This is a genomic window from Richelia sinica FACHB-800 (assembly GCF_014698825.1).
Lineage (GTDB): Bacteria > Cyanobacteriota > Cyanobacteriia > Cyanobacteriales > Nostocaceae > FACHB-800.
Genome location: NZ_JACJTT010000007.1, coordinates 46,934 through 73,879 on the forward strand (window position 1 = coordinate 46,934; position 26,946 = coordinate 73,879).

At 40.7% G+C, this 26,946-nt stretch carries 22 protein-coding genes and 1 tRNA gene; 11 read left to right on the top strand and 12 right to left on the bottom strand.

What is annotated here, in order from left to right:
* Nucleotides 1–16 precede the first annotated feature (16 nt).
* The 4 genes from H6G73_RS07890 to trxB all read right to left on the bottom strand — a co-directional run bounded on the left by H6G73_RS07890 (nucleotide 17) and on the right by trxB (nucleotide 3,395).
* A complete protein-coding gene (locus tag H6G73_RS07890; RefSeq protein ID WP_190603007.1) occupies nucleotides 17–220 on the bottom strand; it encodes a hypothetical protein in 204 nt (67 codons plus the stop codon).
* Between the two features lie 67 nt (nucleotides 221–287).
* Entirely contained in the window at nucleotides 288–1,184 is an 897-nt protein-coding gene (locus tag H6G73_RS07895) for an ABC transporter permease (RefSeq protein WP_190603009.1), read from the bottom strand.
* A 171-nt stretch (nucleotides 1,185–1,355) separates the two neighbouring features.
* Nucleotides 1,356–1,976: a Uma2 family endonuclease gene (locus tag H6G73_RS07900; RefSeq protein ID WP_190603011.1), complete on the bottom strand. Its 621-nt coding sequence runs from the start codon at nucleotides 1,974–1,976 to the stop codon at nucleotides 1,356–1,358.
* A gap of 48 nt (nucleotides 1,977–2,024) precedes the next feature.
* A complete protein-coding gene (gene trxB, locus H6G73_RS07905) occupies nucleotides 2,025–3,395 on the bottom strand; it encodes a thioredoxin-disulfide reductase (RefSeq protein WP_190603013.1) in 1,371 nt (456 codons plus the stop codon).
* A 269-nt stretch (nucleotides 3,396–3,664) separates the two neighbouring features.
* On the opposite strand from trxB, the gene H6G73_RS07910 reads away from it, so the two are divergent.
* The 3 genes from H6G73_RS07910 (at nucleotide 3,665) to H6G73_RS07920 (ending at nucleotide 8,220) form a co-directional block, all read left to right on the top strand.
* On the top strand, nucleotides 3,665–4,996 hold the full coding sequence (locus H6G73_RS07910; RefSeq protein ID WP_190603015.1) for a class I SAM-dependent methyltransferase: 1,332 nt from the start codon (nucleotides 3,665–3,667) through the stop codon (nucleotides 4,994–4,996).
* A 266-nt stretch (nucleotides 4,997–5,262) separates the two neighbouring features.
* Nucleotides 5,263–5,829 (top strand): type IV pilin-like G/H family protein, encoded by a 567-nt coding sequence (locus H6G73_RS07915; RefSeq protein WP_190603017.1) that lies wholly within the window; start codon nucleotides 5,263–5,265, stop codon nucleotides 5,827–5,829.
* 177 nt (nucleotides 5,830–6,006) lie between these two features.
* On the top strand, nucleotides 6,007–8,220 hold the full coding sequence (locus tag H6G73_RS07920) for an O-linked N-acetylglucosamine transferase, SPINDLY family protein (protein WP_190603019.1): 2,214 nt from the start codon (nucleotides 6,007–6,009) through the stop codon (nucleotides 8,218–8,220).
* Nucleotides 8,221–8,277: 57 nt separating this feature from the next.
* On the opposite strand, the gene H6G73_RS07925 is transcribed toward H6G73_RS07920, so the two are convergent.
* The 3 genes from H6G73_RS07925 to H6G73_RS07935 all read right to left on the bottom strand — a co-directional run bounded on the left by H6G73_RS07925 (nucleotide 8,278) and on the right by H6G73_RS07935 (nucleotide 13,500).
* Entirely contained in the window at nucleotides 8,278–9,843 is a 1,566-nt protein-coding gene (locus tag H6G73_RS07925) for a DUF4335 domain-containing protein (protein ID WP_190603022.1), read from the bottom strand.
* 88 nt (nucleotides 9,844–9,931) lie between these two features.
* Nucleotides 9,932–10,540, bottom strand: a complete 609-nt coding sequence (locus H6G73_RS07930; protein ID WP_190603024.1) for a DUF3038 domain-containing protein — start codon at nucleotides 10,538–10,540, stop codon at nucleotides 9,932–9,934.
* Nucleotides 10,541–11,106: 566 nt separating this feature from the next.
* Nucleotides 11,107–13,500, bottom strand: a complete 2,394-nt coding sequence (locus H6G73_RS07935; protein WP_190603026.1) for an endonuclease MutS2 — start codon at nucleotides 13,498–13,500, stop codon at nucleotides 11,107–11,109.
* Nucleotides 13,501–13,962: 462 nt separating this feature from the next.
* Here H6G73_RS07935 and H6G73_RS07940 point away from each other — a divergent pair, with 462 nt between their 5' ends.
* From H6G73_RS07940 to H6G73_RS07965, 6 genes are all read left to right on the top strand, one after another.
* Nucleotides 13,963–16,962 (top strand): PAS domain S-box protein, encoded by a 3,000-nt coding sequence (locus H6G73_RS07940; protein WP_190603028.1) that lies wholly within the window; start codon nucleotides 13,963–13,965, stop codon nucleotides 16,960–16,962.
* Nucleotides 16,963–17,045: 83 nt separating this feature from the next.
* A complete protein-coding gene (locus H6G73_RS07945; protein WP_190603030.1) occupies nucleotides 17,046–17,429 on the top strand; it encodes a hypothetical protein in 384 nt (127 codons plus the stop codon).
* 201 nt (nucleotides 17,430–17,630) lie between these two features.
* Nucleotides 17,631–17,957 (top strand): hypothetical protein, encoded by a 327-nt coding sequence (locus tag H6G73_RS07950; RefSeq protein WP_190603032.1) that lies wholly within the window; start codon nucleotides 17,631–17,633, stop codon nucleotides 17,955–17,957.
* A 16-nt stretch (nucleotides 17,958–17,973) separates the two neighbouring features.
* Nucleotides 17,974–19,359 (top strand): CHAT domain-containing protein, encoded by a 1,386-nt coding sequence (locus tag H6G73_RS07955; protein ID WP_313947379.1) that lies wholly within the window; start codon nucleotides 17,974–17,976, stop codon nucleotides 19,357–19,359.
* Nucleotides 19,360–19,384: 25 nt separating this feature from the next.
* Nucleotides 19,385–21,604, top strand: a complete 2,220-nt coding sequence (locus tag H6G73_RS07960) for a tetratricopeptide repeat protein (protein ID WP_256443822.1) — start codon at nucleotides 19,385–19,387, stop codon at nucleotides 21,602–21,604.
* 72 nt (nucleotides 21,605–21,676) lie between these two features.
* The gene (locus H6G73_RS07965) at nucleotides 21,677–22,546 is read left to right on the top strand and encodes a DUF4351 domain-containing protein (protein ID WP_190603034.1); all 870 of its coding nucleotides are present in this window, start codon (nucleotides 21,677–21,679) and stop codon (nucleotides 22,544–22,546) included.
* A gap of 91 nt (nucleotides 22,547–22,637) precedes the next feature.
* On the opposite strand, the gene H6G73_RS07970 is transcribed toward H6G73_RS07965, so the two are convergent.
* The 4 genes from H6G73_RS07970 to hisF all read right to left on the bottom strand — a co-directional run bounded on the left by H6G73_RS07970 (nucleotide 22,638) and on the right by hisF (nucleotide 24,338).
* Nucleotides 22,638–22,934, bottom strand: coding sequence for a DUF2288 domain-containing protein (locus H6G73_RS07970; protein ID WP_190603039.1), 297 nt, complete (start codon nucleotides 22,932–22,934; stop codon nucleotides 22,638–22,640).
* A gap of 150 nt (nucleotides 22,935–23,084) precedes the next feature.
* Nucleotides 23,085–23,157: transfer RNA gene (locus tag H6G73_RS07975), tRNA-Ala, on the bottom strand.
* 116 nt (nucleotides 23,158–23,273) lie between these two features.
* Nucleotides 23,274–23,465, bottom strand: coding sequence for a hypothetical protein (locus H6G73_RS07980; protein WP_190603042.1), 192 nt, complete (start codon nucleotides 23,463–23,465; stop codon nucleotides 23,274–23,276).
* A 99-nt stretch (nucleotides 23,466–23,564) separates the two neighbouring features.
* A complete protein-coding gene (gene hisF / locus H6G73_RS07985; protein WP_190603052.1) occupies nucleotides 23,565–24,338 on the bottom strand; it encodes an imidazole glycerol phosphate synthase subunit HisF in 774 nt (257 codons plus the stop codon).
* Between the two features lie 161 nt (nucleotides 24,339–24,499).
* On the opposite strand from hisF, the gene ruvB reads away from it, so the two are divergent.
* Nucleotides 24,500–25,618 carry a Holliday junction branch migration DNA helicase RuvB gene (gene ruvB / locus H6G73_RS07990; protein ID WP_190603060.1) on the top strand — a complete coding sequence of 373 codons (1,119 nt, stop codon included), beginning with the start codon at nucleotides 24,500–24,502 and terminating at the stop codon, nucleotides 25,616–25,618.
* Between the two features lie 303 nt (nucleotides 25,619–25,921).
* Here the strand turns inward: ruvB and H6G73_RS07995 are convergent, their stop codons facing one another.
* On the bottom strand, nucleotides 25,922–26,206 hold the full coding sequence (locus H6G73_RS07995) for a peptidase (RefSeq protein ID WP_190603063.1): 285 nt from the start codon (nucleotides 26,204–26,206) through the stop codon (nucleotides 25,922–25,924).
* Between the two features lie 287 nt (nucleotides 26,207–26,493).
* Here H6G73_RS07995 and H6G73_RS08000 point away from each other — a divergent pair, with 287 nt between their 5' ends.
* Nucleotides 26,494–26,943: a DUF4363 domain-containing protein gene (locus tag H6G73_RS08000; protein WP_242034144.1), complete on the top strand. Its 450-nt coding sequence runs from the start codon at nucleotides 26,494–26,496 to the stop codon at nucleotides 26,941–26,943.
* Nucleotides 26,944–26,946: the final 3 nt, after the last annotated feature.

Sequence of the window (26,946 nt, forward strand, 5' to 3'; positions counted from 1 at the left end):
ATCAAAAAATAAAATTTTAACTTTGATCAAAAGCAACTTTCTGGTTAGTCGTAGTACAACATTTCAGATCACTCACAACTCGTACATTAGCAATGGGATAGGAATTATGAGTAGCTTGTTGCCAATTGGTTACTGGTGTACCTTTTAAAATTCCCGATAAAGCCACAGAAAGCATGAAGCCACCGGCCGCAGCCGCAATTAAATTAATGTTATCGTTCACACAACTCTCTCAATTCTTTAGTAATTAATTATCAATGGTTAATTGTCTGGTTGTGAATTACCAATGATCATTTGCGGATACCATTTTCTCTTCTTAATCGGGGATTGACAAATTCATTTAACCCTTCACCAAGTAGTGATAACCCTACCACCATAATTGTCATTGCTAATCCAGGAAACAGGGTAGTCCACCAAATACCTGTGGGTAAAGCTTCCAGGGCCTGTTTTAAATCATATCCCCATTCTGGCACTTCTTCTGGCAATCCCAACCCTAAAAACCCTAAACCCCCTAAAACCAAAATGGCATCGGCAGCATTGAGGGTAAATAGTACAGGTACACTTTGGATGACATTAAAAAATAAATATCGAGAAAGTACAATCCAGGTAGAAGCACCCATCGCTTGTGCTGCTTCAATGTAAACTTCTGTTTTCACACTGACTGTGTGGTTGCGAACAACACGATAATATTGGGGTATGTAAGCAATGCTAATAGCGATCGCTGCATTTAAGATTCCTCTCCCCACCACAAAAGCCAATGTCACAGAAAGTAGCAACCCTGGTAGGGTGTAAATGCTATCCATGAGAAATAGCAACACCTTGTCTAATCTACCTCCCAGATAGCCACTCACCATCCCCAAGGGAACACCTATCACCATACTTAAGGCCGTCGCTAAAACTACAACCTGTAGTGCCGCTTGTGCGCCAAATATAGTGCGGGAAAATACATCATGTCCCAACCGACTTGTCCCAAACCAATGCTTGGCCGAAGGTGCATCATGAATAGGATTAGTTAAAAATTCCTTGGGATTTTGCAGCCATCCCCAAGCCTGAAATACAGGTGCGAAAAAAGCTAGGAAAATAAAAAATAGGGTAATAATTAACCCTATCAGCATTAATTGCTGAGATAAACTAGATTTTTTGGCAAAATTGAGGAAACTGAGTGATTTACGTTTTGTAATGGTCATGCTGTGTTGACTTCAATATTTTGTCCGGCTGACGACCTTTCATGCAGACAGCAAAGAGGATTAACTTTCCCATTGCTGCATAGATGGTGTCATCATAACTAATCAACCAGACATGATATTAGAAGTCAGCAAAAATATTTCAGTTCCCCTCGTGATTCGAGAAACAATCACCTAGACACCAGCTTGAAAGATTTGATTAGCAGTTAAGTTCAAATTTGGGAAACTAGGCGACATAATCAGGTCATCACCGCGAAATTGACTGACTTGGTATTCCCCATCTTTCAACTCATAAATAGAGATTGTTGGTTGCTTGGGGTTGCCAATCAAGGCTCGACCACCTAAAGCAGCATAATCAATAATCCAGTATTCAGCAATCCCCATTTCCTCATAATCAGCTAGCTTTTTGTGGTAATCATCACGCCAGTTGCTACTCACCACCTCTACCACCAAAGGAACAGAAGCTGATTGACTAATGGTAGACTCTTTTTTCCATAAAGGTTCGTTGGCTAAATTGGGTCTATTCAACAGCAGTATATCTGGTGAATAACCAGATTCTTTGTTAGGTGGTTTGATGAAAGCTGTTTTGGGGATGAAATATGGAAGTTTTAGCCGTTTATATTCTGTGACTATTTCTCCCACTAAAAACCCCACTATTTCTTCATGGTCTCCTACTGGTGGTGTCATTTCTACAATTACTCCATCATGGAGTTCATAGCGGACTCCTGTCTGCGGATACCACTCTACAAACTCTGCAAAGGTTACTAGTTTGTGTTTAGGTAAGGCTTGCACCATATTTTACCTGCTTATGTAAAATTTACCACATTTCCCCATCCCTGTTTTCTACAAATTACTCTCAATTAATTGGCGATATTCACTCTTTTGCTTCACACCCTTGAGTTCCTTCACCAGTTCCTTGTCCTTGAAAAACTGGACAGTAGGTGTGCCTGTTACTCCAGCATTTTCAGCAATTTCTCGGTCTTTGTCGATATCAATTTCCACAAAATGGATTTTGCTGTCAAATTCATCTACAACCTTATTTAATATCGGCTTGAGAGTATGACAGGGGCCGCAACCAGGGGAAACATATTTAACGATGAGTAGGCGATCGCTTTCGTGGAATAATTTTCTTAAAGCATAGCCACCTTCATGGCGTGTTGCTTGTAAACTAAACTCAGCCGCTGGGTCTACTACTGTCTTCGTCTCTACCTCTGATGCCAATTCATTATTAGCAGTTGCAGACTGGAGATGAAACTCCTGAATCAAACCCTTGCTAGATAACCACCTTTCCGCCAACATTGCCGCCATACATCCAGTGCCCGCAGCTGTAATTGCTTGACGAAACTCATGGTCTTGCACATCCCCAGCCGCAAACACACCTTCTACACTAGTTTCCATCAAACCGTTTTTGGTGACAACATAACCCACTTCATCCAGTTCTAGTTGTCCTTTAAATAAAGAAGTATTGGGAGTGTGACCAATGGCGTAAAACAACCCCTTAGCAGGTAATACACTTTCTTCTCCAGTCACAGTATTACGGACTTTCACCCCATCCATATGACCATTACCTACCACATCCACAGCCACTGTGTGCCAATGCACCTGGATTTTGGGGTTACTTAACAGTCGGTCTTGCATCGCCTTAGAAGCACGCATCTTCTCCGAACGTACCAACAGATTCACCTTAGAACCATACTTGGTCAAATAAATAGCCTCTTCCGCCGCGGAATCTCCCGCACCAATAACCGCCAACTCCGCACCGTGAAAAATGGGTGTAGCACCATCACAAATGGCACAGGCGGAAATTCCCCGACTCCAAAATTGTTGTTCACTGGGTAAACCCAACCGTTTTGCAGTAGCTCCAGTAGCAATAATTATACTATGAGCCTTAATTTCCCTTTCCTCAGAACGAATAGTAAAAGGACGCTGACTCAAATCAACAGAAATCACATCTTCTGTATATAACTCAGCCCCCCAACGTTCTGCCTGGGCCTTCATTTTATCCATCAATTCTGGCCCAGTAATACCTTGGGGAAAGCCAGGGAAGTTTTCTACCTCTGTTGTAGTCATCAACTGTCCACCAGGTAAACCCCCAGCTTGGAACCCTTCAAAAACAACAGGTTTTAAATTCGCACGTCCAGCATAAATAGCTGCGGTGTAACCTGCTGGACCAGAACCAATAATCACTAAGTTTTCTACTGTTGGGTTAACCATATTTATACAAACTCATAACGACTACGCTTAATATATCATAACATAACCGGAGAGGGAACAGGTGATAGGGAGTACAGAGATGTTTGTTTTCAATAAATAGGCGCTATGTGCAATTAATTTTGCGTGGGTACTTATAACCACTGATAAATATTCAACCCACCATTGAAGAAGCAAATTAGACTTTGATAAATATGTTTGCTATGAGACAATACACAACAGTAAAAAGCCACTCTCACTGAGACAACAAACAATTCTAGGAATAAAGAGTTATGGCAACCAATAACCCCACCTCTGATGTATTAGAGAAAATTCGTCAGCAATTTGACAGTTCTCCATATCCGAGAACCCCCCTAGAACAATCTCCTAAAGATAACTTTAACTTATTGTATATTCATAATTTTGTTACACCTTATTATCTAAGAAATCAAAAAGTTATCAACACTCAAGACAAAATCATTTTAGATGCAGGGTGTGGCACAGGTTATAAATCATTAGTGTTAGCAGAAGCTAATCCAGGTGCAAAAATTGTGGGTGTGGATATTTCCGCAGAATCAATTAAATTAGCAAAACAACGCTTGGAATATCACGGATTTAACAACACTGAGTTTTATGTCTTGCCTGTAGAAGATTTACCCCAGATAGGTTATGAATTTGATTATATAAATTGTGATGAACTTCTCTACCTTTTTCCAGATATTGCCATTGCTTTGCAGGCAATGAAATCTGTACTTAAAGCTGATGGAATTATTCGCAGTAATTTACACAGTTCCATTCAAAGATTTAATTATTTTCGCGCTCAAAAAGTTTTCACAATGATGGGATTAATGGATAGTAATCCAGAAGACCTGGAAGTGGAAATAGTCATCGAATCAATGAAGGCACTAAAAGATAATATCAACCTCAAAGCTACTACTTGGAATTCTCAATACGAAGAAGCAGAAGACAGAAAAGAACGGATTTTAATGAATTTCTTGTTCCAAGGAGATAAAGGCTATACTATCACAGACCTCTTTGCAGCTTTACGGACATCTGAATTAGAGTTCATTAATATGGTGAACTGGCGTAAATGGGACTTGATGCAGTTATTTAAAGAACCGGATAACTTACCTGCTTTTCTAGCCATGAGTTTACCAGAAATTTCCCAGGAAGAACAATTACAGTTATTTGAACTGCTACAACCTGTCCATAGATTACTAGATTTTTGGTGTGGTCATCCTCAGCAACAGCATACATTTGTACCTATTTCTGAATGGACAGACTCAGAATGGCAAAGGGCAACAGTGTATCTACATCCCCAACTCAAAAGTCCTCAATTCCAAGAAGATTTGTTTGCCTGTATTAGAGAAGTTAGACCATTGACAATCAGTCGCTACCTATCTCCACCAGAAGAAGTTATTAGTATAGATAGCTCTATTGCTCCTTGTTTGGTTCCATTGTTAGAACAACCGCAAACTATTATTTCGTTAGCAAAACGATGGCAGCAAATCAGACCTATAGATCCTGTTACCTTAGCACCCAACGATGAACAGCAAATATTTGATGTCATCAAACAGCTACTGTTGAAACTAGAGGAACTGGGTTATCTCATGCTTGAGTGTTAATCAATACTGGCAAAATCTCGCCAGTCTAAACATAGTAATAATACTGTTCATTATTACCTATAGATGTGGTAAAGAATGCCAGCTTGGTCAGTATCTCTTGGCTATTAGGAGAAAAGCAAAATCGATGAAAATCGCTCTAGTAGGGACATCTAGAACTTGGAAAGGAGAATAAAAAAAATTTTTTTTGCAAGTGATATGAAAGTGATCGGAAGTGGGTAACTTACATTTAGAAATCAAAAAACACCCTTGCCCAAGGAACCAGAGCAATGAAAACCGATCTTAAAGTTAAATTTTTGCAACATATCCTGAATAAAAAGAACAACGAAGAAGGTTTCACCTTGATTGAGTTGTTGGTTGTTATTATCATTATTGGTATTTTATCTGCGATCGCTCTCCCCTCCTTCCTTAACCAAGCTAACAAAGCCAAGCAGTCCGAAGCTAAAACTTATATCGGTTCAATGAACCGCGCTCAACAAGCTTACTACGCAGAAAATAACGTTTTTGCTGATAACGATAGTTTTGCTAAATTAGGTCTTGGTATCAACACCCAAACACAAAACTACCAATACAAAATCGCCAATGGTGGCAGTGGTCAAACCACAGTATCTAACCGTGCCCAACCTAAAGAATCCTCTGCACCTATCAAAGCCTATGTTGGTGGTGTAGGTATAGGCACATTGGGTGATAGCAGCGAAGCTACTACCGTAGCCATCCTTTGTGAAGCTAACCAACCTATCAACATCAACAACGCTCTTAATGGTGAAACAGACGCAACATTTACTGGTGGAACAACCCCTCCTGAATGTCCAACTGATTACAGCCTCGTTAAGTAATCAATTGAGTTAGTAGGTGGGCAATCAACTGACTCACCTTACTTAAATATACAACCAAGCTTTAATTAATAAGCTAATTTATTATACTGCTAAAGTGGGTAGAATTTTCTCTGTCCACTTTAATTCTATTTAAAATGTTTGCTTAATTAATCTCCAATTTGCTCAACGAATATTCAAATGAATAATATTATTAGTTACCAGGAACAGGCTACACAATCCTTTCAGGTAGGAAACTACATCCAAGCTGCAAATTTATATGAACAAGCCATTACTGCTGCCCCTGAAGTAGTATCGAATTATTGGCATTTGGGATTATCTTTGCTGTTACAAGGACAAGAAACAGAAGCACAAATGACTTGGATGCTACCATTAGCAGAAGCTGAAGATAGCACCATAGAAATATATACACAGGAACTGCTACAAATTTTAGAGTCAGAAGCACAAAGACAAGAAAAATTAGGAGAATTATCTCTAGCTTGGACAATTTGCCAACATATTCGAGAAATTAATCCCCAGAACATTAATAATAACTTAAAAATTCTGTTGCTCTCCATCAAAATTGGTAACTGTGAAGAAACAGAATTACAGGAATTAGGCATTATTGAATTATTAAAACAACATCCCCAAACCAGCTTAAATTTAGAATTATTATTAAAAGTCTTAGAGCAAGTATTTGATACACCAAATTTACACCTATCATCTCCAGATTTATTAGCAGCTTGTTTAAATTATATTGAGCATCCGCAAAAAATATTTTTCATAGTTTTAAGTGCTGCTGTTAAAATCGGACATACCTTCAAAAATCCCCAACTTGCTGCCCAAATCTTAGATTTATATTTGCGTCTAGACTTTAATAATGTAGAAATTCTCAGACATTTAGCTATTTTTTATCAAGATGCTAAAAATCATGAACAGGGAATAGAGAAAGCTAAATTATGTCTGGCTTTATCCACAGAATTAGCAGACAAAATTTTTGCTGCTCATTTATTGTTACGTGGGTTGATGAGTGCTGGTGGATATTGGGAAGAAATATGTGCAACCAGTCGAGAATTAGAGTATTTTCAAGCAGAATTTATTCAAGCCCAACCCCTGGCCATTGATGAAGTCAGGACGCTGCGGTTACTCACACCATCCTTTGCTATACCACATATTAAAGATAGCCCAGCACAATTTAGAACAATACATAACCAAATAGCACAAATATTCCAAAATAATATTCAAGCTCTTGCTCCTGACCAGGCAAAACGATATTCTCAACACTGCATTAATAAACAGAAAAAAACACTTGCTGCCCGCAAATTAAAGATAGGATATGTTTCCTACGCCCTAAGAAGGCATTCTGTAGGCTGGTTAGCTAGGTGGTTATTTGATCATCACAATCGTGATGAATTTGAAATTTATGCTTATCTAGTTAATTACAGATTAGTCGATGATTTTCTCCAAGAACTTTACACCCATAAGGCAGATAAAGCCCATAAATTAGATATGGATGCCTTAGAAATTGCCGAAACAATCTATGCAGATGATATTGATATTTTAGTTGATTTAGATAGCATTACTTTAGATATTACCAGTGAAGTTATAGCCCTTAAACCTGCACCAATTCAAGTTACTTGGTTGGGTTGGGACGCTTCTGGCATACCTGCTGTTGATTATTTTATTGCTGACCCTTATGTATTGCCACATTCAGCACAAAATTATTACCCTGAGAAAATTTGGCGCTTACCTCACACATATGTGGCTGTTGATGGTTTTGAAGTGGGTGTACCAACTTTACGTCGTCAAGATTTAGATATTCCTGATGATGCGGTGGTTTATTTGAGTGCTCAACGAGGATACAAACGCCATCCTGAAACCACAAGATGGCAAATGAAAATTATCAAAGAAGTTCCTAATAGCTACTTTTTAATTAAAGGTAGCGCTCAAGAAGATTCGATTCAAGAATTTTTTCACAAAATAGCCGCAGAAGAAGGGGTAGATTTTTCGAGATTGAAATTCTTGTCTGCCGATCCTACTGAGTCTATTCACAGAGCTAATTTAGCCATTGCTGACGTGGTATTAGATACTTATCCCTACAACGGTGCTACCACGACCCTCGAAACCCTGTGGATGGGTATTCCCATCGTCACTAGAGTGGGAGAGCAATTTGCAGCCCGGAACAGCTATACCATGATGATGAATGCAGGAATTACAGAAGGTATTGCTTGGAGTGATGAAGAGTATGTAGAGTGGGGTGTGCGGTTAGGTAAGGATGAAAATTTAAGGCAGCAAATATCCTGGCAGTTACGTCAATCAAGACAAACTGCACGTTTATGGAATGGTAAGCAGTTTACTCGTGAGATGGAGAATGCTTACAAGCAAATGTGGGAACAGTTTCAGGTAAACCAGTAGCGGGCTGTTTGGCCCGCACCACAAGACAGATTAGACTCAGATGGATACTTCATTGAACTATGGTGTTTCTGGGAAAGTTTGCACCTTACCATCTGGACTCAGCACAACTCTGATTCTGAGACTTTGACCAGCTTTATTGGCTGAGACAAAGGGTGTGCCAATTTCAGGAATACCACTATTATCAACATATTGCCTTGCTGCTTGGTTTAAAGGCAAAATCCTCTCAATCATGCCGTCAACGCCCAACATTAGACTGTACTCTAGGGTGTCTGATAAGCCCGTCGGTGGTTGCCAACGTTTTTTCAGGTAATCTCTGGCTTCTGCTATTTGTGGTGTGTCAAATAATGTAGCTGTTTTTGCTGGTTCAGAAGCAGTGGTGGTGCGTGCTGCTCGCAATTTTGTGACTAAATCATTACTTGCTCCAGCAGTAGCATCAGCAGGTGTAGAAATTTCTCGATTGAGTTGTTGTAAATCTAGGGCAGCAGAGGGAAGAGGAGGGGCGATAGGAGAGGCTAGTGGTTGAGGAACAGGGGAAATATTAGTTGGTGCGCGTTTGGTGTTGAGATTAGCAGCAGCTTGACTGCTAGCAATCGTGATATTTGTGGGAGAAATAACCCCTGCGGGATTTGGGCGAGTATTGGGGGCTTTGGTTGGTAATGATAATGCTGGGTTAGCACTGAGAGGGGGTTTAGTTTGCCCTAATATATCCAGTGTCTTTTGTGGGGATGTATTAGCTGTGGAGTTGGGGACTGTGAGAGGGTTAGGAATGGATGCTGATGGTATTGCTGGGGATGCACCTAAAGTAGGTAAAGGAATGGGGTTACTACTACTAGGGGCTGGGGGTAAAATTAAGGGAGAAATTGCTGGTTGAGGTGTAGGCAGATTGGGCGGAGGACTGGGTTGGAGGGCTAAGTTAGCTGGTTCGGAATTAGGTTTGCTAGCTGTTTGGGTTTGATTTGATTGGCGTTGGCTGGCATATTGCCAAGTGAAAGGAGCTAAACCAACAGCTAATACTAATACGGCGGCAATTGGGGCCCAAGTAGGTAAGGTGACAGAAGATGTTTCATGGCCAAGATTTGGTAATGCCATGACATCGGCAGAATATTCATCTAGGGCTGTTGCTAAATCAAATAGTTGTAAAAGACTGAGTTGAATATAGGGGCCAGATGTGGGATGGGCGAGGGAACCAAAAAATAATTTATGGGTTAAATTTTCACTAGGTTCTAAATAAATTTTTGCTTCTGGTATTTGGTTAGCAACAGGATTGATGGTTTGGGCAGAAAAGGTAGGGGGATGAGTATCTGGTGATTCTAATGGTTCAGGAATGGAAGTAGAGGGAAGGGATGTGGAGAAACTGAGCCAAAAATTATCGGCGGACTGGTGAAGAAGTTCTTGAACGTAGATGGTGACGACATCACACAAAGCTTGGAGTTGATCGCGATCGCCCCTTATAGCTACTTTACTTTCTGAGGGTAGTCCGGGAGCATCAAAATGTAATTCAAATCGTAAGTCTTTGAGGACAGTTGTTCCCATCCAACGGGATAAAGGCGAGCTTTGGGCCCAGATTTCCAGGGTACAACTGGGCGGTGTGTAGCGACGGATAACAGAATTAGATCGAGGCATAGGAGGAATGGGAAGGGAGACGATTGGGAATTTTGGATTTTGGATTTTAGATGTTGGGATGAGTTATCATCAATCGCAAATCGAAAATCTAAAACTGTTTTGTGGCACGGTCTATCAGTGCTAACCACAAACGCCGATGTCCACCTGAAGCACTGTAAAATAATAAATCTACAAGCAATTTGAGTGCTAACTTGGTCAGCAAATCTGTAGAGATATGTTCGTCTTCTTCCATCCGTTCTTGGTAGGTGTTGCAAAAAGCATCAATATAATCTCCCAGTAAAGCAGTTTGATGAGGTTCTCGGTTAGTAGCCGCCATTTGCTCTAATAACCCAACAGCACGACGAATTAATTCCTGATGCTGTTTAGCTAAGTAGCAGATAATCAGAACTAGCGATCGCGCTTCTTCTATATCCAGCTTTTTGCGCCCTCCCTGACCTTTACGCAGCGGGTTTGATTGGCGTAGTCGCCACAAAGCTACGCGGTCTGGTACTTTTGACTCTAAGTTTAAATTGATTGCCGCCGAGAGCATGGCCTCAGAACCAATGCCTGTGAGTGTTTCTAGGGCCAACAGCACTAAATCTAATTGGGTTTTGATATTTTCCCATTGAATTGAGCTAGGGGCAGCAATTTGGTTTAAGTCCTCCCATTGGGAGGTTGGAGTGGCGGAATTAGCGACCGAGTGCATAACTTTTAGCATAGGTGATCAGGCTGAGAAAGGCGGTTGCTGTTACCCATTTTGAAACCAGACTCTTAGGCATGAATATAGGTTTCCTATGTTTATTGTTGAATCAGTTGAGTAAACAGCATTGCTTTAAGGGTATTTATGTGCAAAAACAGAAAACAAATATCAAGTTGAAAAGTCTGTTGCTGTCTGGCTTTTCGTGCATTGATGTTTTCATTTAACGGACAATTGGTATAAATCAAAGTCTAGATTTGCAGGCATAAATTTTGTTATCTAAATCAAATTGGCATTAAATTTCAGATATTTAAAAAAGGGCAACTAATTTTAATCCACCAAAATTTGGATGGGGATATGGGGTGAGAGGTGTTGTGCTGGGACTGGCGATGTTGAATTAACTACCCTGATGCAGAGAATCTGGCAACAGTTTGCCACCAGAATCAACATCTCAATTGACGATGAGACAAAAATTCAACTTATCTTTCATAAATTAGCCACAATCCGTGTAATTGCTAGTGCTTGTGAAATAAATCGTAATTAGCAATCAGCAATTTATCCCTATAGATAGAGGATTGATTTTTCCGTTACTGCACATGGGCAATAGTGACTCCACTACCGCCATCTGCTTGTTCTGCACCTTCATAGTGGCTAATGCGTGGATGCTGTTGCAGGAAGGCGTGAACACCTTGCCGCAATTTACCTGTACCATGACCGTGAATAATCCACAAGGGGCCAGTGGCTTCGGAAATAGCTTTGTCTAAAATATATTCGGCATCAGCTACCCGTTTTCCGCGCAAATCGACGGTATTTTTGGAGGTACGAATAGCGGGGGCCGGTGTGGGTGGTGGTGTCACTGGAGTTGGGGCGGCCTTGGGTTTAGCTATGGGTTCTGGTTTTTGCCCGTCTAAAGATTCTACGTCTTGGAGTTTGACGTTCATTTTCATGATCCCAAATCGCACCGTTAACTCCCCATCTGCATCGGGTGCAGTTAATACTTCAGCAGTTTGCCCTAATTTAGGAATACGAATGCGATCGCCTACTTTGGGCATAAACCCTGGTTTGGGTTTGGGTGGTGGTGCTGGTTGATGTTTCTGGGCAATTTGGTTTAAGGCGTTGGTGGCTTGCTGGGCATCTTGGGCTGTGGGTGTTCCTTGTTGTAAGCGCCGAATGACCTGGGCGATTTCCCCTTTGGCTTGGTTAATTGCTTGTTGGACGGCAATTTCTTGGGAAGCCCGTAAAGCTTGTTCCCTCTCCTGTAATGCTGCGGCTTTGGTGGAAACTTCTTTATACAGCTTTTCCGCTTGGCGTAATAATTCCTGGGCTTCTGCGGCTTTGGTTTCTTGGCTGCGGCGTTGGGCTTCTAAACCGGCAATTACCTGGTTGACTTCATCTGTGGCCTCTCCCACTTGGGTTTTAGCTGCTTCTACCACCTCTGGTTTTAAACCGAGTCGTAGGGCTATAGCTAAGGCGTTAGAGCGTCCAGGAATGCCCCACAACAGACGATAGGTAGGTGAGAGGGTAGTTTCGTTAAATTCGACGGAGGCATTCTCAAACCGAGCATCGTCGTATTTTAAAGCCTTGAGTTCACCAAAGTGGGTGGTGGCAATGGTTAATTGGGAATGTTCAGCTAAATACTGGAGTAAAGCGATCGCTAAGGCACTTCCTTCTGCTGGATCTGTCCCTGCTCCCACTTCATCTAGTAATACTAGGGAGTCAGGTAATTCATCCCTTGTTTGCTCACTAATGGCATTTAAAATTCGACTAATGCGACGGATATGACCGGAAAAAGTCGATAAACTTTGTTGTAAAGATTGTTCATCCCCAATATCTGCCAAAATTTGACCAAACCAAGGCATTTCTACTGGTTCACGGGCAGGAACAAATAAACCCACTTTGGCCATTAAGGCAGCTAATCCCAATGTTTTTAAAGTTACTGTTTTACCTCCAGTATTAGGGCCAGTAATGGTAACGACCCGAATATGAGGACTAATAAGTAAATCTACAGGCACTACTGAATGGCCTTGTTCATGTTGCTGCTGCCAAATTAACAAGGGATGGCGCAACTGCCGCAGGGTAATGATTTCCTGTGCTTCTCGTTGAATAAACCGGGGAGGATTTGCCCCTAACCAGTAACTATATCTAGCTCTAGCTGTAGCCAAATCCAAAGTGGTGACAATAGCTAATAATCTTTCTAAATCTGGTTTGACGGCTGCTACCTGCTCAGTTAACACCCGACGAATGGCTTCTTCTTCTACCTGCTCCCTTTTTAAGGCTTGGCGTAATTGATTACCCATGGGCACAATGCTATTGGGTTCAATGTAGAGGGTTGCGCCACTGGTGGATGTGTCATGAACGATACCAGGAATCGCATCCTTTTGCTGTGCTTTCACGGGGATAACAAAGCGATCGCCCCGTTGGGTAATAATCAGTTCTTGCAGGGCGTTAGATTTAACCTGGATGATATTTTGCAGTTTTTGAGTAATTTGGCTGCGTAATCGACGCAACTCCTCGCGAATTTCCCCTAATTTCTGACTAGCGCGGTCGGTAACTTGGGCCCTTTCATCAATACAACGGTGAATTTCCTGCTCTAACTCTGGGTAAGTCCGTAAATCAGCAACTAACTCACTCAGAATTGGCAAATCTTCTTGGTTGTCGATAGACCGACGTAAATTTCTCGCACCTGATAGAGTAGTAGCGATATTTAACAGTTCTTCCCCAGACAAAATTCCTTGCAGTTCTGCCCGTTCCAGGGAATCACCAATATCTTGAATGCCCTCAAATGATAGGCCAGGACTCAAGTGACTTTCTAGTTGATAGACTTCCTTCGTTTGAGCTAACAACTGTTCACTTTCTGCCTGAGTGCTGGGAATTGGTAGGTTACGCGCAACTATCGCCCCTAACTTAGTTGCCGCAAAGGTAGAAAGGTGCTGGCAGAGGCGATGCCATTCTAGTAGTTCTAAGGTTTCAGATTGAATCAAGGCTTCAACGTCTAATCTGAAAATATCGTAACAATTCTAGCCGCAATCAGACTCAATCTGGCAGGGATAAATTTTTCTGGTGTCCTCACCATTTTTGCGTTATTTACTGAGAATTAATTAAAAAATGTATTAAATAGTAAACCAATATTAACGAAATATCACCATTTGTGCTAATTAAAAATATGATAAACTGTATCTATTAATGCTAAATCTGAAATATTCCTAGATTCAGATTTAATCATAAACTTGACGATTTTCGCAGTGATATTCATCTAAAATAAACCCTGATAAAAAGATTTTTGGTAACAAAACACACATAAGCTTTTCCTGCTGTACTGGTTCTGTGTAGTTGAAGGCAGTTCATAGACATAGACAAGAAGCAGGAACAAAAGGGTAGTTGAAATCAATGCTATAAAACATTCAAAACTATAAGAAGTGTCAGAAATATTTTGTGAAAGTAGGATGTTTACCAATGTTAGTAAGATTAATCATTATCAATCAGTTTTTACGATATTTTTGATTGATGATAATCCTGAAGATAGGGCAACTTATTGTAAATTTTTACAGAAAGATACATTATACAAATACCGCATTTTGGAGTTTGAAACTGCTACAGAAGCATTAGCTGCTACTCCACAAGAAAGACCAGAGATTATTTTACTGGATTATTTGTTGCCAGATAGTGATGGACTAGAACTAATAGAAGAATTTCGCCCATATTTTAGCAACCATCAATCAGCTGTAATTATGCTGACTGGACAAGGAGACCAAATCATTGCTGTACGTGCGATGAAAAGCGGTATCCAAGATTATTTAGTGAAAGGGGAATTGACTGCTTCTATTTTGCAACACACCATTCATCAAGCAGTAGAAAAGATACATTTAGCTAGACAGCTAGAACAAAGTCGAGAACAGCAACAAATTATCGCAGCGATCGCTCTACGGATTCGTCAATCCCTACAACTCAAGGAAATTTTACAAGTTACTGCCACAGAAGTCCGCCAATTTCTCAAAACAGATAGAGTAGTTGTCTATCAATTTCAGCCAGATATGAGCGGTAAGATTGTGGCTGAATCGGTGCTACCTGGATGGAGTACATCTATAGATGTGCAAATTCAAGATACTTGTTTTCAAGAACGAGTGAAAATCAACCACGACTATCGTCACGGCAAAAAACGAGCCATAGATAATATTTATCAAGCAGGTTTAACCGATTGTCATATCCATCTGCTGGAACAATTTGAAGTCAAAGCCAATTTGGTTGTACCAATTCTAGTCAACCACGAATTATGGGGATTATTAATAGCTCATCAATGTTCTGCACCCCGTCACTGGCAAGATGTAGAACTAGATTTATTAGATCAATTAGGAGTACAACTAGCGATCGCCATTCAACAAGCAAGTGCCTATGAACAACTGCAAGCAGAATTAGTAGAACGGCAAAAAATTGAGGAAACTCTCCGAGAAAGTGAAGAGAGATTTCGTAGTACCTTTGAACAGGCCGCAGTGGGGATTGCTCATGTATCCTTGGATGGATATTTCCTCAGGCTTAATCAACGCTTCTGTGACATCGCTGGCTATACTCAATCGGAACTGATGAATTTAACCTTTCAGGATATTACCCATCCTGAGGATTTGTTAGATGATTTAGAGCAAGCTAATATCCTGCTGAGAGGGGAAATAGACACCTATGCACTAGAAAAACGTTATATCCGTAAAGACAACTCCATTGTCTGGATTAACTTAACAGTTTCTTTGGTACGCGATCGCTTGGGTGCACCCAAATATTTTATTTCCGTCATCGAAGATATCACACTGCGTAAACAAACAGCTAACGCCCTTCAAGCCAGTGAAAATCGGTTTCAGGCATTTATGAATAATAGTCCTGCTGCTGCCTGGATTACCGACGAAAACGGTCGCATTCTCTATGTCAGTGCAACTTATCTGCGTCTGTTTGATGTGAAAGCTGAAACCATCGAAGACCTACTAGGAAAAACAGTATTTGATATTTATCCACCGGAAATAGCGCAGCAATTTGTGGATAATATTCGCCAAGTGGCACAAACTCAGCAAGCCCTAGAAACTATCGAAAAAGCACCAAGAACAGACGGAACTCTAGGGGATTTTCTAGTTTATAAATTCCCCTTACCAGACACCACTGGTCTAGCAATTGTGGGTGGAGTAGCTGTGGATATTACTGAGCGAATTTTAGCGGAAACAGCACTACAACAACTTAATCAGGAACTAGAAGCTAGAGTGGAAGAGCGTACAGCAGCTTTAATTCAAAGTGAACGCCGTTATGCCACTTTAGCGGAAACAGTACCAGTGGCTATTTTCCGATTTGATGCGGCTGTCAATTGTGTTTATGTCAATAATTACTGGTCTCAATTGACTGGTCGAGAACCACAGACAGCCTTAGGGATGGGATGGGTCAAGACTTTGCACCCAGAAGACAGCGATCGCTTATATAGACAATGGCGAAAATGGACTCAAACCACTCAACCAGGACAATTGTTTTGCAACGAAGGCAGACATTTATTACCAGATGGTAGAGTGTCTTGGTTTTATATCCATGCCTTACCGGAAATTGACCTATCAGGCCAAATCATCGGTTATATCGGCACATTAACAGATATTACTGCTCGTAAACAAGCAGAATTCAAATTACAACAAACCAATGAGCAATTAGCCCATACTAACTTAGAACTTTCCAGTGCTACTCGCCTTAAAGATGAGTTTTTGGCGAATATGAGTCATGAACTACGCACACCTCTCAATGCCATTTTAGGCATGTCTGAGTGTGTTCTGGATAAAGTGTTTGGGCCTATTAATGAACAACAGGCAAAAGCGATCGCTACAATTGAGCGTAGTGGTAAACATCTACTAGAACTAATTAACGAAATTCTCGATTTATCCAAAATTGAATCCGGCAAACTAGAATTGCAGCTGAATTCCGTTTCCATTAAACACCTATGTGAAGCCAGTCTAATTTTCATCAAACAAATAGCCTCACAAAAGCAGCTTCATATCACTACCAATATTCCTGACAATTTACCTAAAATTGAGCTAGATGAACGACGGATGCGTCAGGTACTCATTAACCTCCTCAACAACGCTGTTAAATTTACTCCCAACAACGGCTCAATTTCACTCAATGTCTCAGTCTTCACAGACCAGAAGCCCAACAATATTACCTCAGATCAACTATTGTCTTCCCTATCCCTTCCACTCCTGTGTATTTCTGTCATCGACACAGGAATTGGCATTGCAGAACAGGACATCAATAAATTGTTTCAACCCTTCATGCAAATTGACAGCAAACTCAACCGTCAATATGAAGGAACAGGCTTAGGACTAGCACTAGTGAAGCGCATTGTCGAAATGCACGGTGGAAAAGTCAGCGTCAACAGCGAACAAGGAAAGGGTAGTTGTTTCACAATTTGGCTTCCTTACCATTCCTAGCACTGCATAAAATTCTTTCCCTAGACCTAAAACAATATAGAAACTCAAGCATCATTAACTGACTCATCACAAGGAGTTAAAAAATGAACACCTTATCACGTATTTCCAGTATCGCCGCTATCGTTACCATCTTGTCACCTATGCTCAGTATAGATGCAGCCCACGCTGAACAAAGTTATCCTCTCACATGTCGTGGTGGTGGTACATTGAGTATCCAAAATGATGGTAATCAAGGTGTACGTATCAAATTTAAACCAGGAGTAGGGGCAGCAGTTCAAGGTTTATCTCCTGGTCAATGTACATGGTCAGACCGGGCTTTAAGTGCTGGTGAACCAAAAACAATTTGTGATAGTGGTGTCAGTGCGGCTCAATATGTGGCTCTTTTAGTTAATCCCAATCAATACGCAATTTTACAAGTTTATAACAATCGTAACGGCTGTATGCAAGTAACTAGAGTAGGCCCTTAAATCAGATATTCATTAGTCCTGAGGGTATTTGAGGTTGATGCGGCACAGACATAAATAATATCAGTTTTGTAGTGCGGGCATCTTGCCCGCTATCGTTGTAACTCAAGTAAAATCTGCGGTATTTATGCTAATAACTATTCTTTAGCGTAAGTTTTATGACGATAGTATTGTAATTATTAAGTGATATTTTTAGCTAAATTTATGACAGAAATTAAATTTGCTATTGAAGGTGAAGATGCCATCCAAGCTACAGAAGAGCTTTTAGCAATTGAGGGTATAACTGGTAACTATACTGTAGAGTCGGAAGATATCAAAAAAGAGGCAGTCATTACCACAGTAGCAACTATAGTTGGTTTAGTTGGTGGGACAATTGCCATTGCCGAACAAATTCGTAAATGGTATTTAGAGTATAAACAGAACCAGTCGGGTAAAAGAATTGCTAAAGTTCTGATTGTCGGTCGTAATGGTAGACGATTACTGTTAGAAAATGCCACAATTGAGCAAATTCGCCAAATTTTAGAATCTTAGATACTAAAATCATCCCGTGCAGATTCTTCACCTTGACCTGAAGGAAATTGCAGGTAATTACGTAGAGTTACGCTACTTTACTGATAATTACAACAAATACGAAAAAAGGTCGCTCTCCTTGAGCGAAATTACCGATTTAATCGAGTTAGCAGAAAGAGATTATTACGTTTCCTCTTATGCTGAAGATTACTCAGTCACAGGACAACGGCTGTATAACTGGTTAGATGGGAGTGACAGATGGTTACAAAAACTCATCAACCAGTATCAGCGTCAAGGAATCATTTTAGCCATTGCAACGGCTGAAAAACTTGCCCATTTACCTTGGGAAGTTCTGCACGATGGTAAAAGCTTTCTGGTGCAACGGTCAATTATACCCGTGCGGTGGGTATCGTCGAACACGGTAAAAACGTTAACTGTAGAGAAAAACCCAGAAAACCGCGCTTTGGAAGTCTTATTTATGGCTACTTCTCCCCAAGGAGTAGAACCAATTTTAGATTATGAAGCAGAAGAACCACGAATTTTAGAAGCCACAGGAAGACAACCTTTAGCTTTGACAGTAGAAGAAAGCGGTTGTTTATCCGAGTTGGGTTATTTAGTTGCAGATTACGGTAAAGATTATTTTGATATTTTCCATATTACCGGTCATGCCACAATTAGCGATGGTAAACCCCAGTTTATTACCGAAACGGAAACCGGAGAAGCTGATTATGCTAGTGCAGATGATTCCGAGTTGGGTTATTTAGTTGCAGATTACGGTAAAGATTATTTTGATATTTTCCATATTACCGGTCATGCCACAATTAGCGATGGTAAACCCCAGTTTATTACCGAAACGGAAACCGGAGAAGCTGATTATGCTAGTGCAGATGATATCGCTACAGCACTACAATTTCGATTACCCAAATTGATTTTCCTTTCTGGTTGTCGCACTGGACAAGTTGGTGGTGATGGTGCTAATTATGGTTCTGTGCCTTCAATGGCAGAAGAATTGCTAAATGCTGGTGCAAAAGCCGTTTTAGGATGGGGACAAAAGGTTTTAGAATCTGATGCGACAGAAGCCGCAGCCACATTATATAAAGAATTAGCAGCAGGAAAGCAAATTACCGAAGCGGTTGCCAGTACCTATCAAACATTAATCAAAAACAAGGCGCGAGATTGGCATTTATTAAGATTATATGCCGCAGATAGTATACCAGGGGAATTGGTGAAACCTAAAGGTACTTCTGGATGGAAACCAGCACCTCCACCGGGAGCATCCCAATTTTGCAAAAATAACCGCAGCAACACCAAAAACTCTCTTCTTCCTTCTTACCTATCCCTACGGGACGCTACGCGAACGTGTCCTTCGCTCCTATGCCTTCGGCACGCTTCGCGAACGTGGTTCGTTTATTTCAAGTCTTGAACTCAAGCAAAAAATAAACTTACACATTTGGGATGCTCCCCCTCCACCTTCTGTTAGCACCGAATTTTTAGATCCTGTAACTCAAAAAACAAAAGTCTGCACCCGTGAGAGTTTTGTAGGTCGTCGTCGTCAGTTGCAAAATTGTTTAAAGAGGTTGACTCAATCCACAGAAGAAATAGGGGTATTAATTCATGGCATGGGTGGTTTAGGTAAAAGTAGTTTAGCAGCTAGACTTTGTGACCGACTACCAACTTTTCAGCGTGTTGTCTTGGTAGGGAGAATTGATGAACCAAGTTTAGTTAGTCGGTTGGTGGAAAAGTTGGATGATAACGAACAACGCAAACAGCTACAAAATCCTGATGAGGAATTGAAATTTAGGTTGAAGCGGGTATTTCAGCAGTTGCCGGACGCAGGGGAAAAGCCGTTTTTGTTAGTGTTGGATGATTTTGAGGTGAATTTAGAACCTCGTCAGGATAGCTTTGTGTTGAAAACAGCAGCAGCAGAGGTTTTAACGGCTTTGGTTTGGGCAATTCGGGAAACATACACCAATCACCGCTTAATTCTCACCTGTCGTTATGACTTTGAATTTAGCAAGTTGCAGTATTTCTATAAACAGCCCTTGGAAGGGATGCGGGGGGCAGATTTAAGAAAAAAGTGTAATCGTCTTCAGGCTTTTAAAACATCATCTCAGGTAGATGAAAATTTGAAATCTCAAGCGAAGAGGTTAGCTGATGGAAATCCTCGGTTGTTGGAATGGTTGGATAAGATTTTGCAAGCAGAACCCCACCCCCTAACCCCCTCCCCGCAAGCGAGGATGGGGGATAAGAGTGTTGATAGTGTTGATGTGGTGGCAATTCTCAATCGTTTAGAAGTTGATGCGGTGGAGTTGCGAGAACAGGTTTTAGCTGACGTTTTGCTGCAACAAATGGATGAAACGATGCAGGAAATGTTAACGCTGGGTTTGGTGTTTGAGTTACCAGTCCCCAGGGAAGCATTAACCGCAGTTTGTGAACATATCCCCAATTTGGCAGATTATATCAATCGCGCAGTGGCGTTGGGATTGTTGGAAGTTAGTCCTGATCAGTCTTTGCGTGTACCGCGAATTTTGCCATTAAAGTTACCTACTAATTTAGAAACACTGCATCAACAAGCGGCTGAGGTGTTGTACCGTCTGTGGTGGGAAGAAGCAGAAAGTTCAACAGAGGAAGAAAAGTTAGAAATTCATCGGTTAGCGTTGTTGGGGAAACAAGGGGAAATTGCCTCAGAAGTTGGAACGATTTTGGCAAATAACTGGATTAATAAAAGTCGATTTCGTGAAACCTTACATCTATGCAAATCTACTTTAGATACTGTTGAAAGCTATACAATTCTTGGTAATTTAGCTCGTTCTGAAAAAGAACTTGGAGAAATTGAACAAGCACAGCAACATTATCAACAAGCACTAGAACTCTGTCCAGCAAAGGACGAAAAAGACAAAGCTGCCATTATTCATAACCTAGCTATTATCTATGCCAACACGGGAAAAATCGACAATGCGATCGCACTCTACCAGCAGTCTTTAAAAATCGAAGAAGGCATTAACAATGTCCAAGGTAAAGCTTCAACTTTACACGGGTTAGCTAATATCTACGCCAACACAGGAAAAATTGACGATGCGATCACACTCTACCAACAGTCTTTACAACTCACTGAAGATATTGGGGATGTCCAAGGTCAAGCCGCGACTTTACACGGGTTAGCTAATATCTACGCCGACATAGGAAAAATCGACGATGCGATTACCCTCTACCAGCAGTCTTTACAACTCACTGAAGGCATTGGGGATGTCAAAACTAAAGCCGCGACGTTGCACCAATTAGCTATTATCTATGCCAACACGGGAAAAATTGACAATGCGATTACCCTCTACCAGCAGTCTTTAGAATTCACTGAAGATATTGGGGATGTTCAAGGTAAAGCCGCGACATTGCACCAATTAGCTAATCTCTACGCCAACACGGAAAAAACCAACGATGCGATTACCCTCTACCAGCAGTCTTTAGAAATCAAAGAAAGTATTGGGGATATTCAAGGTCAAGCGATAACGTTGGCAATGTTGGGGCAGTTGTTAGCAGATGAAAAAGGAAATTTTGTGACTGCACTGGAATATTTACAGCAGTCTTTGGAGATATTACAGCGTATCCAATCCCCCGATGCTGAGACAGTGAGGGGAATTATCAACAGAATTCAAAACTCAAAGCATTAGGCATTTCTGATACAGTGATACTAACTCAATTAAGAATTACCCCCTTATTTTTAATTTTCCATTTATTAATTCATGACCAAAAAAGTAGACATTGGTAGTAAACGCCTAATAAGTCTCGCCCCGGATAATTGGGTACAATGGGTAACACAAAGAAAAGATATTCGGGTTAAGGAATTTATTTCTTCAGAGTTTCAATGGGTTAGCCGCGATAATGATGTACTCATAAAAGTCGAAAATCCACAAGGAGAATTTTTAATTCTCAATGAGCTACAATTGCGTTATAACGAGACAATGCCTCTGAGAATGACGGCTTATATTGCTCTAGCCAGAGAACGCTATAATTTACCTATTTATCCTGTACTTATCAATATTTTACCCCATACCAAAACACCCAACATTCCCAACTTCTATCAACACGAATTTATGGGAGTGAAAAGTTATCAAGACTATCGAGTAATTAATCTCTGGGAAATTGAAGCTAGTTTAGTATTTCAAGAAAATTTAGCAAGTCTATTACCCTTTGTACCAATTCTCAAAGGAGGTGGTGAAGAAGCAATTGTCAGAGAAGCAGTCATTAAACTGCGAGAAAATGAACAATTAAGCGATTTAGAACCATTATTATCATTTTTTGCATCATTTGTCCTCGAAATACCAATAGTTCAACAAATCATGAGGTGGGATATGACAGTATTAAGAGAATCACCCTGGTATCAAGAAATCCTCAAAGAAGGTTTGCAGCAAGGTGTGCAACAAGGTGAACAACAAGGAGAAGCTAATTTAGTTATTCGTCAACTATCAAAGCGTTTTGGTAATCTAGACCCAGTAATTACATCACAAATTCGTCAATTATCAATTTCTCAATTAGAAACATTAGGGGAAAGTATTTTTGATTTTTCTGCTATGGCTGATTTAGAAAACTGGTTACAACAAAATGCTGATTAATCAATTGCTGTAATCAATTTTCTTAACGACCTAGAGATTTGTATAATTTTTCTAGATATTCTTTGGCTAGTTGATTATGGAGGTTTTTGTGTTATGCTGCTGGTTTTTCTTGTACCAGTACATAAGGTTCCACAATCAAAGCATTAAACCGTTTGGTGCGATCGCTATTCCATTCTCCCAACTGTGCTGGTGAAGGTTTGGTAATTAATTGCTCATCAATCCATAATTGAACTGAGGCGGTGTTATCACTAGCGATCGCTTCTCCTACATCTAGCAAGTCTAAACCATCAGCTACGACAATCACTGCGTCTCTCTGTGCATGGGGAATTAGCCACTCCCATTCGGCTTCGTCTAAGTTCTGTGTTAACTCTGTTTTAATATCAGACATAATTGCCCCAGCTTATCTTATACATTTAGTTTACCAGATGTATATCAACACTACGGCTGGATTGATGACAGCAAAAATCATCCTTGCTGCCACACAGGCAAAGTTATGGGTAAAGTCACAATAATTGAGGACTATTGATTTAATTCTGAATGGAGCTAAGCGGATTCGAACCGCTGACCCCCTCAATGCCATTGAGGTGCGCTACCAACTGCGCTATAACCCCGAAAAATACATTAATGATTATGGCTTAATAATTTATTTTTGTCAAATTTTATTTTTTCTTTAGCATCTCATATTCTCCAAACCCTTAGCCAAATTAATTTTGACCTGGGTGAGCAGTTAAGCAACTTTTAATAAATAGCTCATACAATTGCCCATGAGGAAGTACACTACCAACATAGCTGCTGCGGCTAAGGCGACTAAAGTTCCAGCTAGCATGAGGGAAAACTCCTTATGTTCAAAGGCTTTCTCCATTAAGTGCAGTGACCAAGCCACCAGCGCCACATCAAAAAGTAAAATAGGAATCAACATATTTTTTAATAATTCTTAATACTAGTACCCTAATATTAACATTCCTTGAGGCAACTGTGGGGAATCCAGAAGTGATGAACTTGGTCGCTACATTTGGGTTTAAAGAATGGTGCGGACAGGAACGCCGCGTTCATGCAAATAATTTTTAATTTGTGCCACACTTAATTGCCCATAATGTAACAATGATGCCAAGAGGGCAGCTTCTGCTTTCCCTTGGGTGACGGCAGCATGAATATGATCACAATTACCCGCACCACCAGAAGCAATTACAGGAATTTCCACAGCTTCGGCGATCGCTCGCGTCAACTCCAAATCGTAACCAGCCTGAGTGCCATCAGCATCCATACTCGTTACCAATAGCTCTCCTGCACCACGTTTTTCTACTTCTTTTGCCCAAGAGAGGGCATCAATACCTGTATTTTCCCTGCCACCACGCACGTACACATCCCAACCAGGGTTTTCAGGGTCAAGTCTTCGCCTAGCATCAATAGCAACAACTATGCACTGATTACCAAAGCGATCGCTTGCTCTGTTAATTAGGTCAGGATCTCGTACTGCCGCAGAATTCATACTAACCTTATCTGCTCCGGCGCGTAACAAAGCTTTAACATTTTCTAAGCTTTGCACCCCACCACCCACAGTTAAGGGAATGAAGACCTGTTCAGCGGTTCGGTACACAACATCAATAATCGTGTCTCTGTCTTCATGAGTAGCTGTAATATCCAGAAACACTAACTCATCTGCACCTGCATCGTTGTAAACCTTAGCCAGTTCTACCGGATCACCTGCATCTTTGAGGTCAACAAAGTTAACTCCTTTTACAACCCTGCCCGCCTTGACATCCAAGCAAGGTAAGATTCTTTTAGATAACATAGTGACTTTACACTCCTGGTAGTTGTTCGGAATATAAATTGTAAAGGTAATAGGGTAATAGGTGACAGGTGACAGTAGGGAAGAATAAATGACAAATCACAAATGACTACTGACCACTGGCCAATGACACATGACCACTGACCACTGACACAATTGAGATTATGGCGATTATTTCTTCCAGAAAACAGCCTCCTGAATCAGATGGACAACCAGAATCTCAGGTAAAGGCAAAAGCAAAGTCTAAAAAAAGTCCGCCCCCACCAGATGAAAATATTTTGCAGTCGCAAGCCACGGTGGAGGAAACAGATAAACAAGAAGAAAGTATCCGTCCCCATCGCTTTGCTGATTACATTGGTCAAAAAGACTTGAAGGATGTGCTGGATATCGCCATTAAAGCTGCTAAGTCCAGGGGTGAGGTGATGGATCATTTGCTGTTGTATGGCCCCCCTGGGTTGGGTAAAACCACAATGGCGATGATTTTGGCATCGGAAATGGGGGTAAATTGCAAAATTACTAGCGCCCCCGCTTTGGAGCGTCCAAGAGATATTGTTGGTCTGTTGGTAAATCTCAAAGCTGGAGATGTGTTATTTGTGGATGAAATTCATCGCTTGTCGCGGATGACGGAAGAAATTTTGTATCCAGCGATGGAAGATTACCGTTTAGATATTACGGTGGGTAAGGGTTCTAGTGCGAGAATCAGAAGTATTTCCTTGGCTAAGTTTACCTTAGTGGGCGCTACAACCCGTGTAGGTGCGCTCACATCACCCTTACGCGATCGCTTTGGTTTAATTCAAAAATTACGGTTTTACGAAATTGATGAATTGAGTAAAATTGTTCTGCGTACCGCCGAATTACTCAACACACCTGTGACTCCAGAAGGTGCGACAGAAATCGCCAAACGTTCACGGGGAACGCCGAGAATAGCAAATAGACTACTTAAGCGTGTCCGTGATTATGCAGAGGTTAAGTCATGTAAGGAAATTAGTCAACCTGTTGCAGCAGAAGCCTTACAACTATTCCAAGTAGATCCCTGCGGTTTGGATTGGACAGATAGAAAAATGCTCAGTGTAATTATTGAAAACTTCAATGGTGGCCCCGTGGGCATAGAAACCCTTGCCGCAGCTACGGGAGAAGACACCCAAACTATCGAAGAAGTATATGAGCCTTATTTGATGCAAATTGGCTATTTAAGTCGTACTCCTCGCGGTCGTGTTGCGACTAAAGCTGCTTACGACCATATGGGATTTAACCCACCGAATGAGCAGTTATCTCTACTGTAAGATGTGAAAAGACAATAACTCTTGAACAGATACCATTAGACCTCTGGTGAAAATGAATGCAGAGACGTTCCAGAGGAACATCTCTACAAGGGTTTCAAACCACGCACATTTAATTACCACCAGATGTCTATTAATTTTCCATGCTTTTTGGTGAGTAGATTAAGCAAGAACTGAAAGGGAAGCTTGTTTTGGTCTAGGATTAGCTGTAGCTGATGCGATCGCTAAAACCTAGACTGAAGATATAATGGTTACAAGTCAAGTTAGCGCAGGTAAGTGCTGTCAGGTACATTTACCATTGCATCCCTAATTTTGAGAATTTGGTCGGTTTTTTTTAGCAAATAATCCGGACATACTTAATCCTGTTACTAATAATCCAATCAACCCTATACCATTTAAAATAGGATAAATTCCTTCTAGATGAAATATTTCGCCGGTATGAATGCTGAGAAGTAAGCTAGCAGGAACACCTATATTCATAGACCACTCACGAACAATAGTTGTTAACATCCCTGTGAATACTGTGAGAATTAGTGGTAGGGAAATAATTAGACCTAGAAGACGGTGATACTTGCGAAATGAACGTTTCATAGTTTTTATCTAGTAGTAGTAGAACAATTGATAGGTGTAAATACTAATTTTAAAGTCAACCAGTATGGTGAGAAAATTAGGCAAGACGCTGTTTTTCTTTACCGATTTTTTTACCTTTTCAGGGCTATCATGTATGGTCAATATCTGAGGTGAGTTTACATCATTCTTGATTTCTGGAAACTAAATTATTCATTAATCTCTGGGTTTCTAGTTTCAGCATTCAGGTATGCTGGATTGGTCAAAGAATGACTGTAAAATCCCAAATCTTGTATATCAAAGGAAAGTAGATGATGAAACGGTATTTTCAAATCTTAATCATTGCTGGAATTAGTTTAATTTCTTTGGTGGGATGTAGTAGTGGAGAACAAACAACTACACAATCATCTCCAGGGGGAAATTCTACAGCAGAAACTCCTGCTAAAACTACTGGCACAACAGCTAATAATGCTACTCCAAAAACAAATTTTGATGCTTTATTAGGTGTTGTTAACAGTACCACCACAGATGTAAATGCAGGTAACTTTACCAAAGCAAAAGCAGAATTTGATAAATTTGAGGATTTTTGGTCAAAGGTTGAGGATGGTGTTAAAGATAAATCACCGGATGCTTATAAAAAAATTGAAGATAATGCCGATGAAATCAAGGCTGGACTGAAAGCAGCTAAACCTAATAAAGAGAAATTATCAACTGCTTTGAAGTCGCTAAATCAAAATCTCACAACTGTTAATAAATCTTAATGT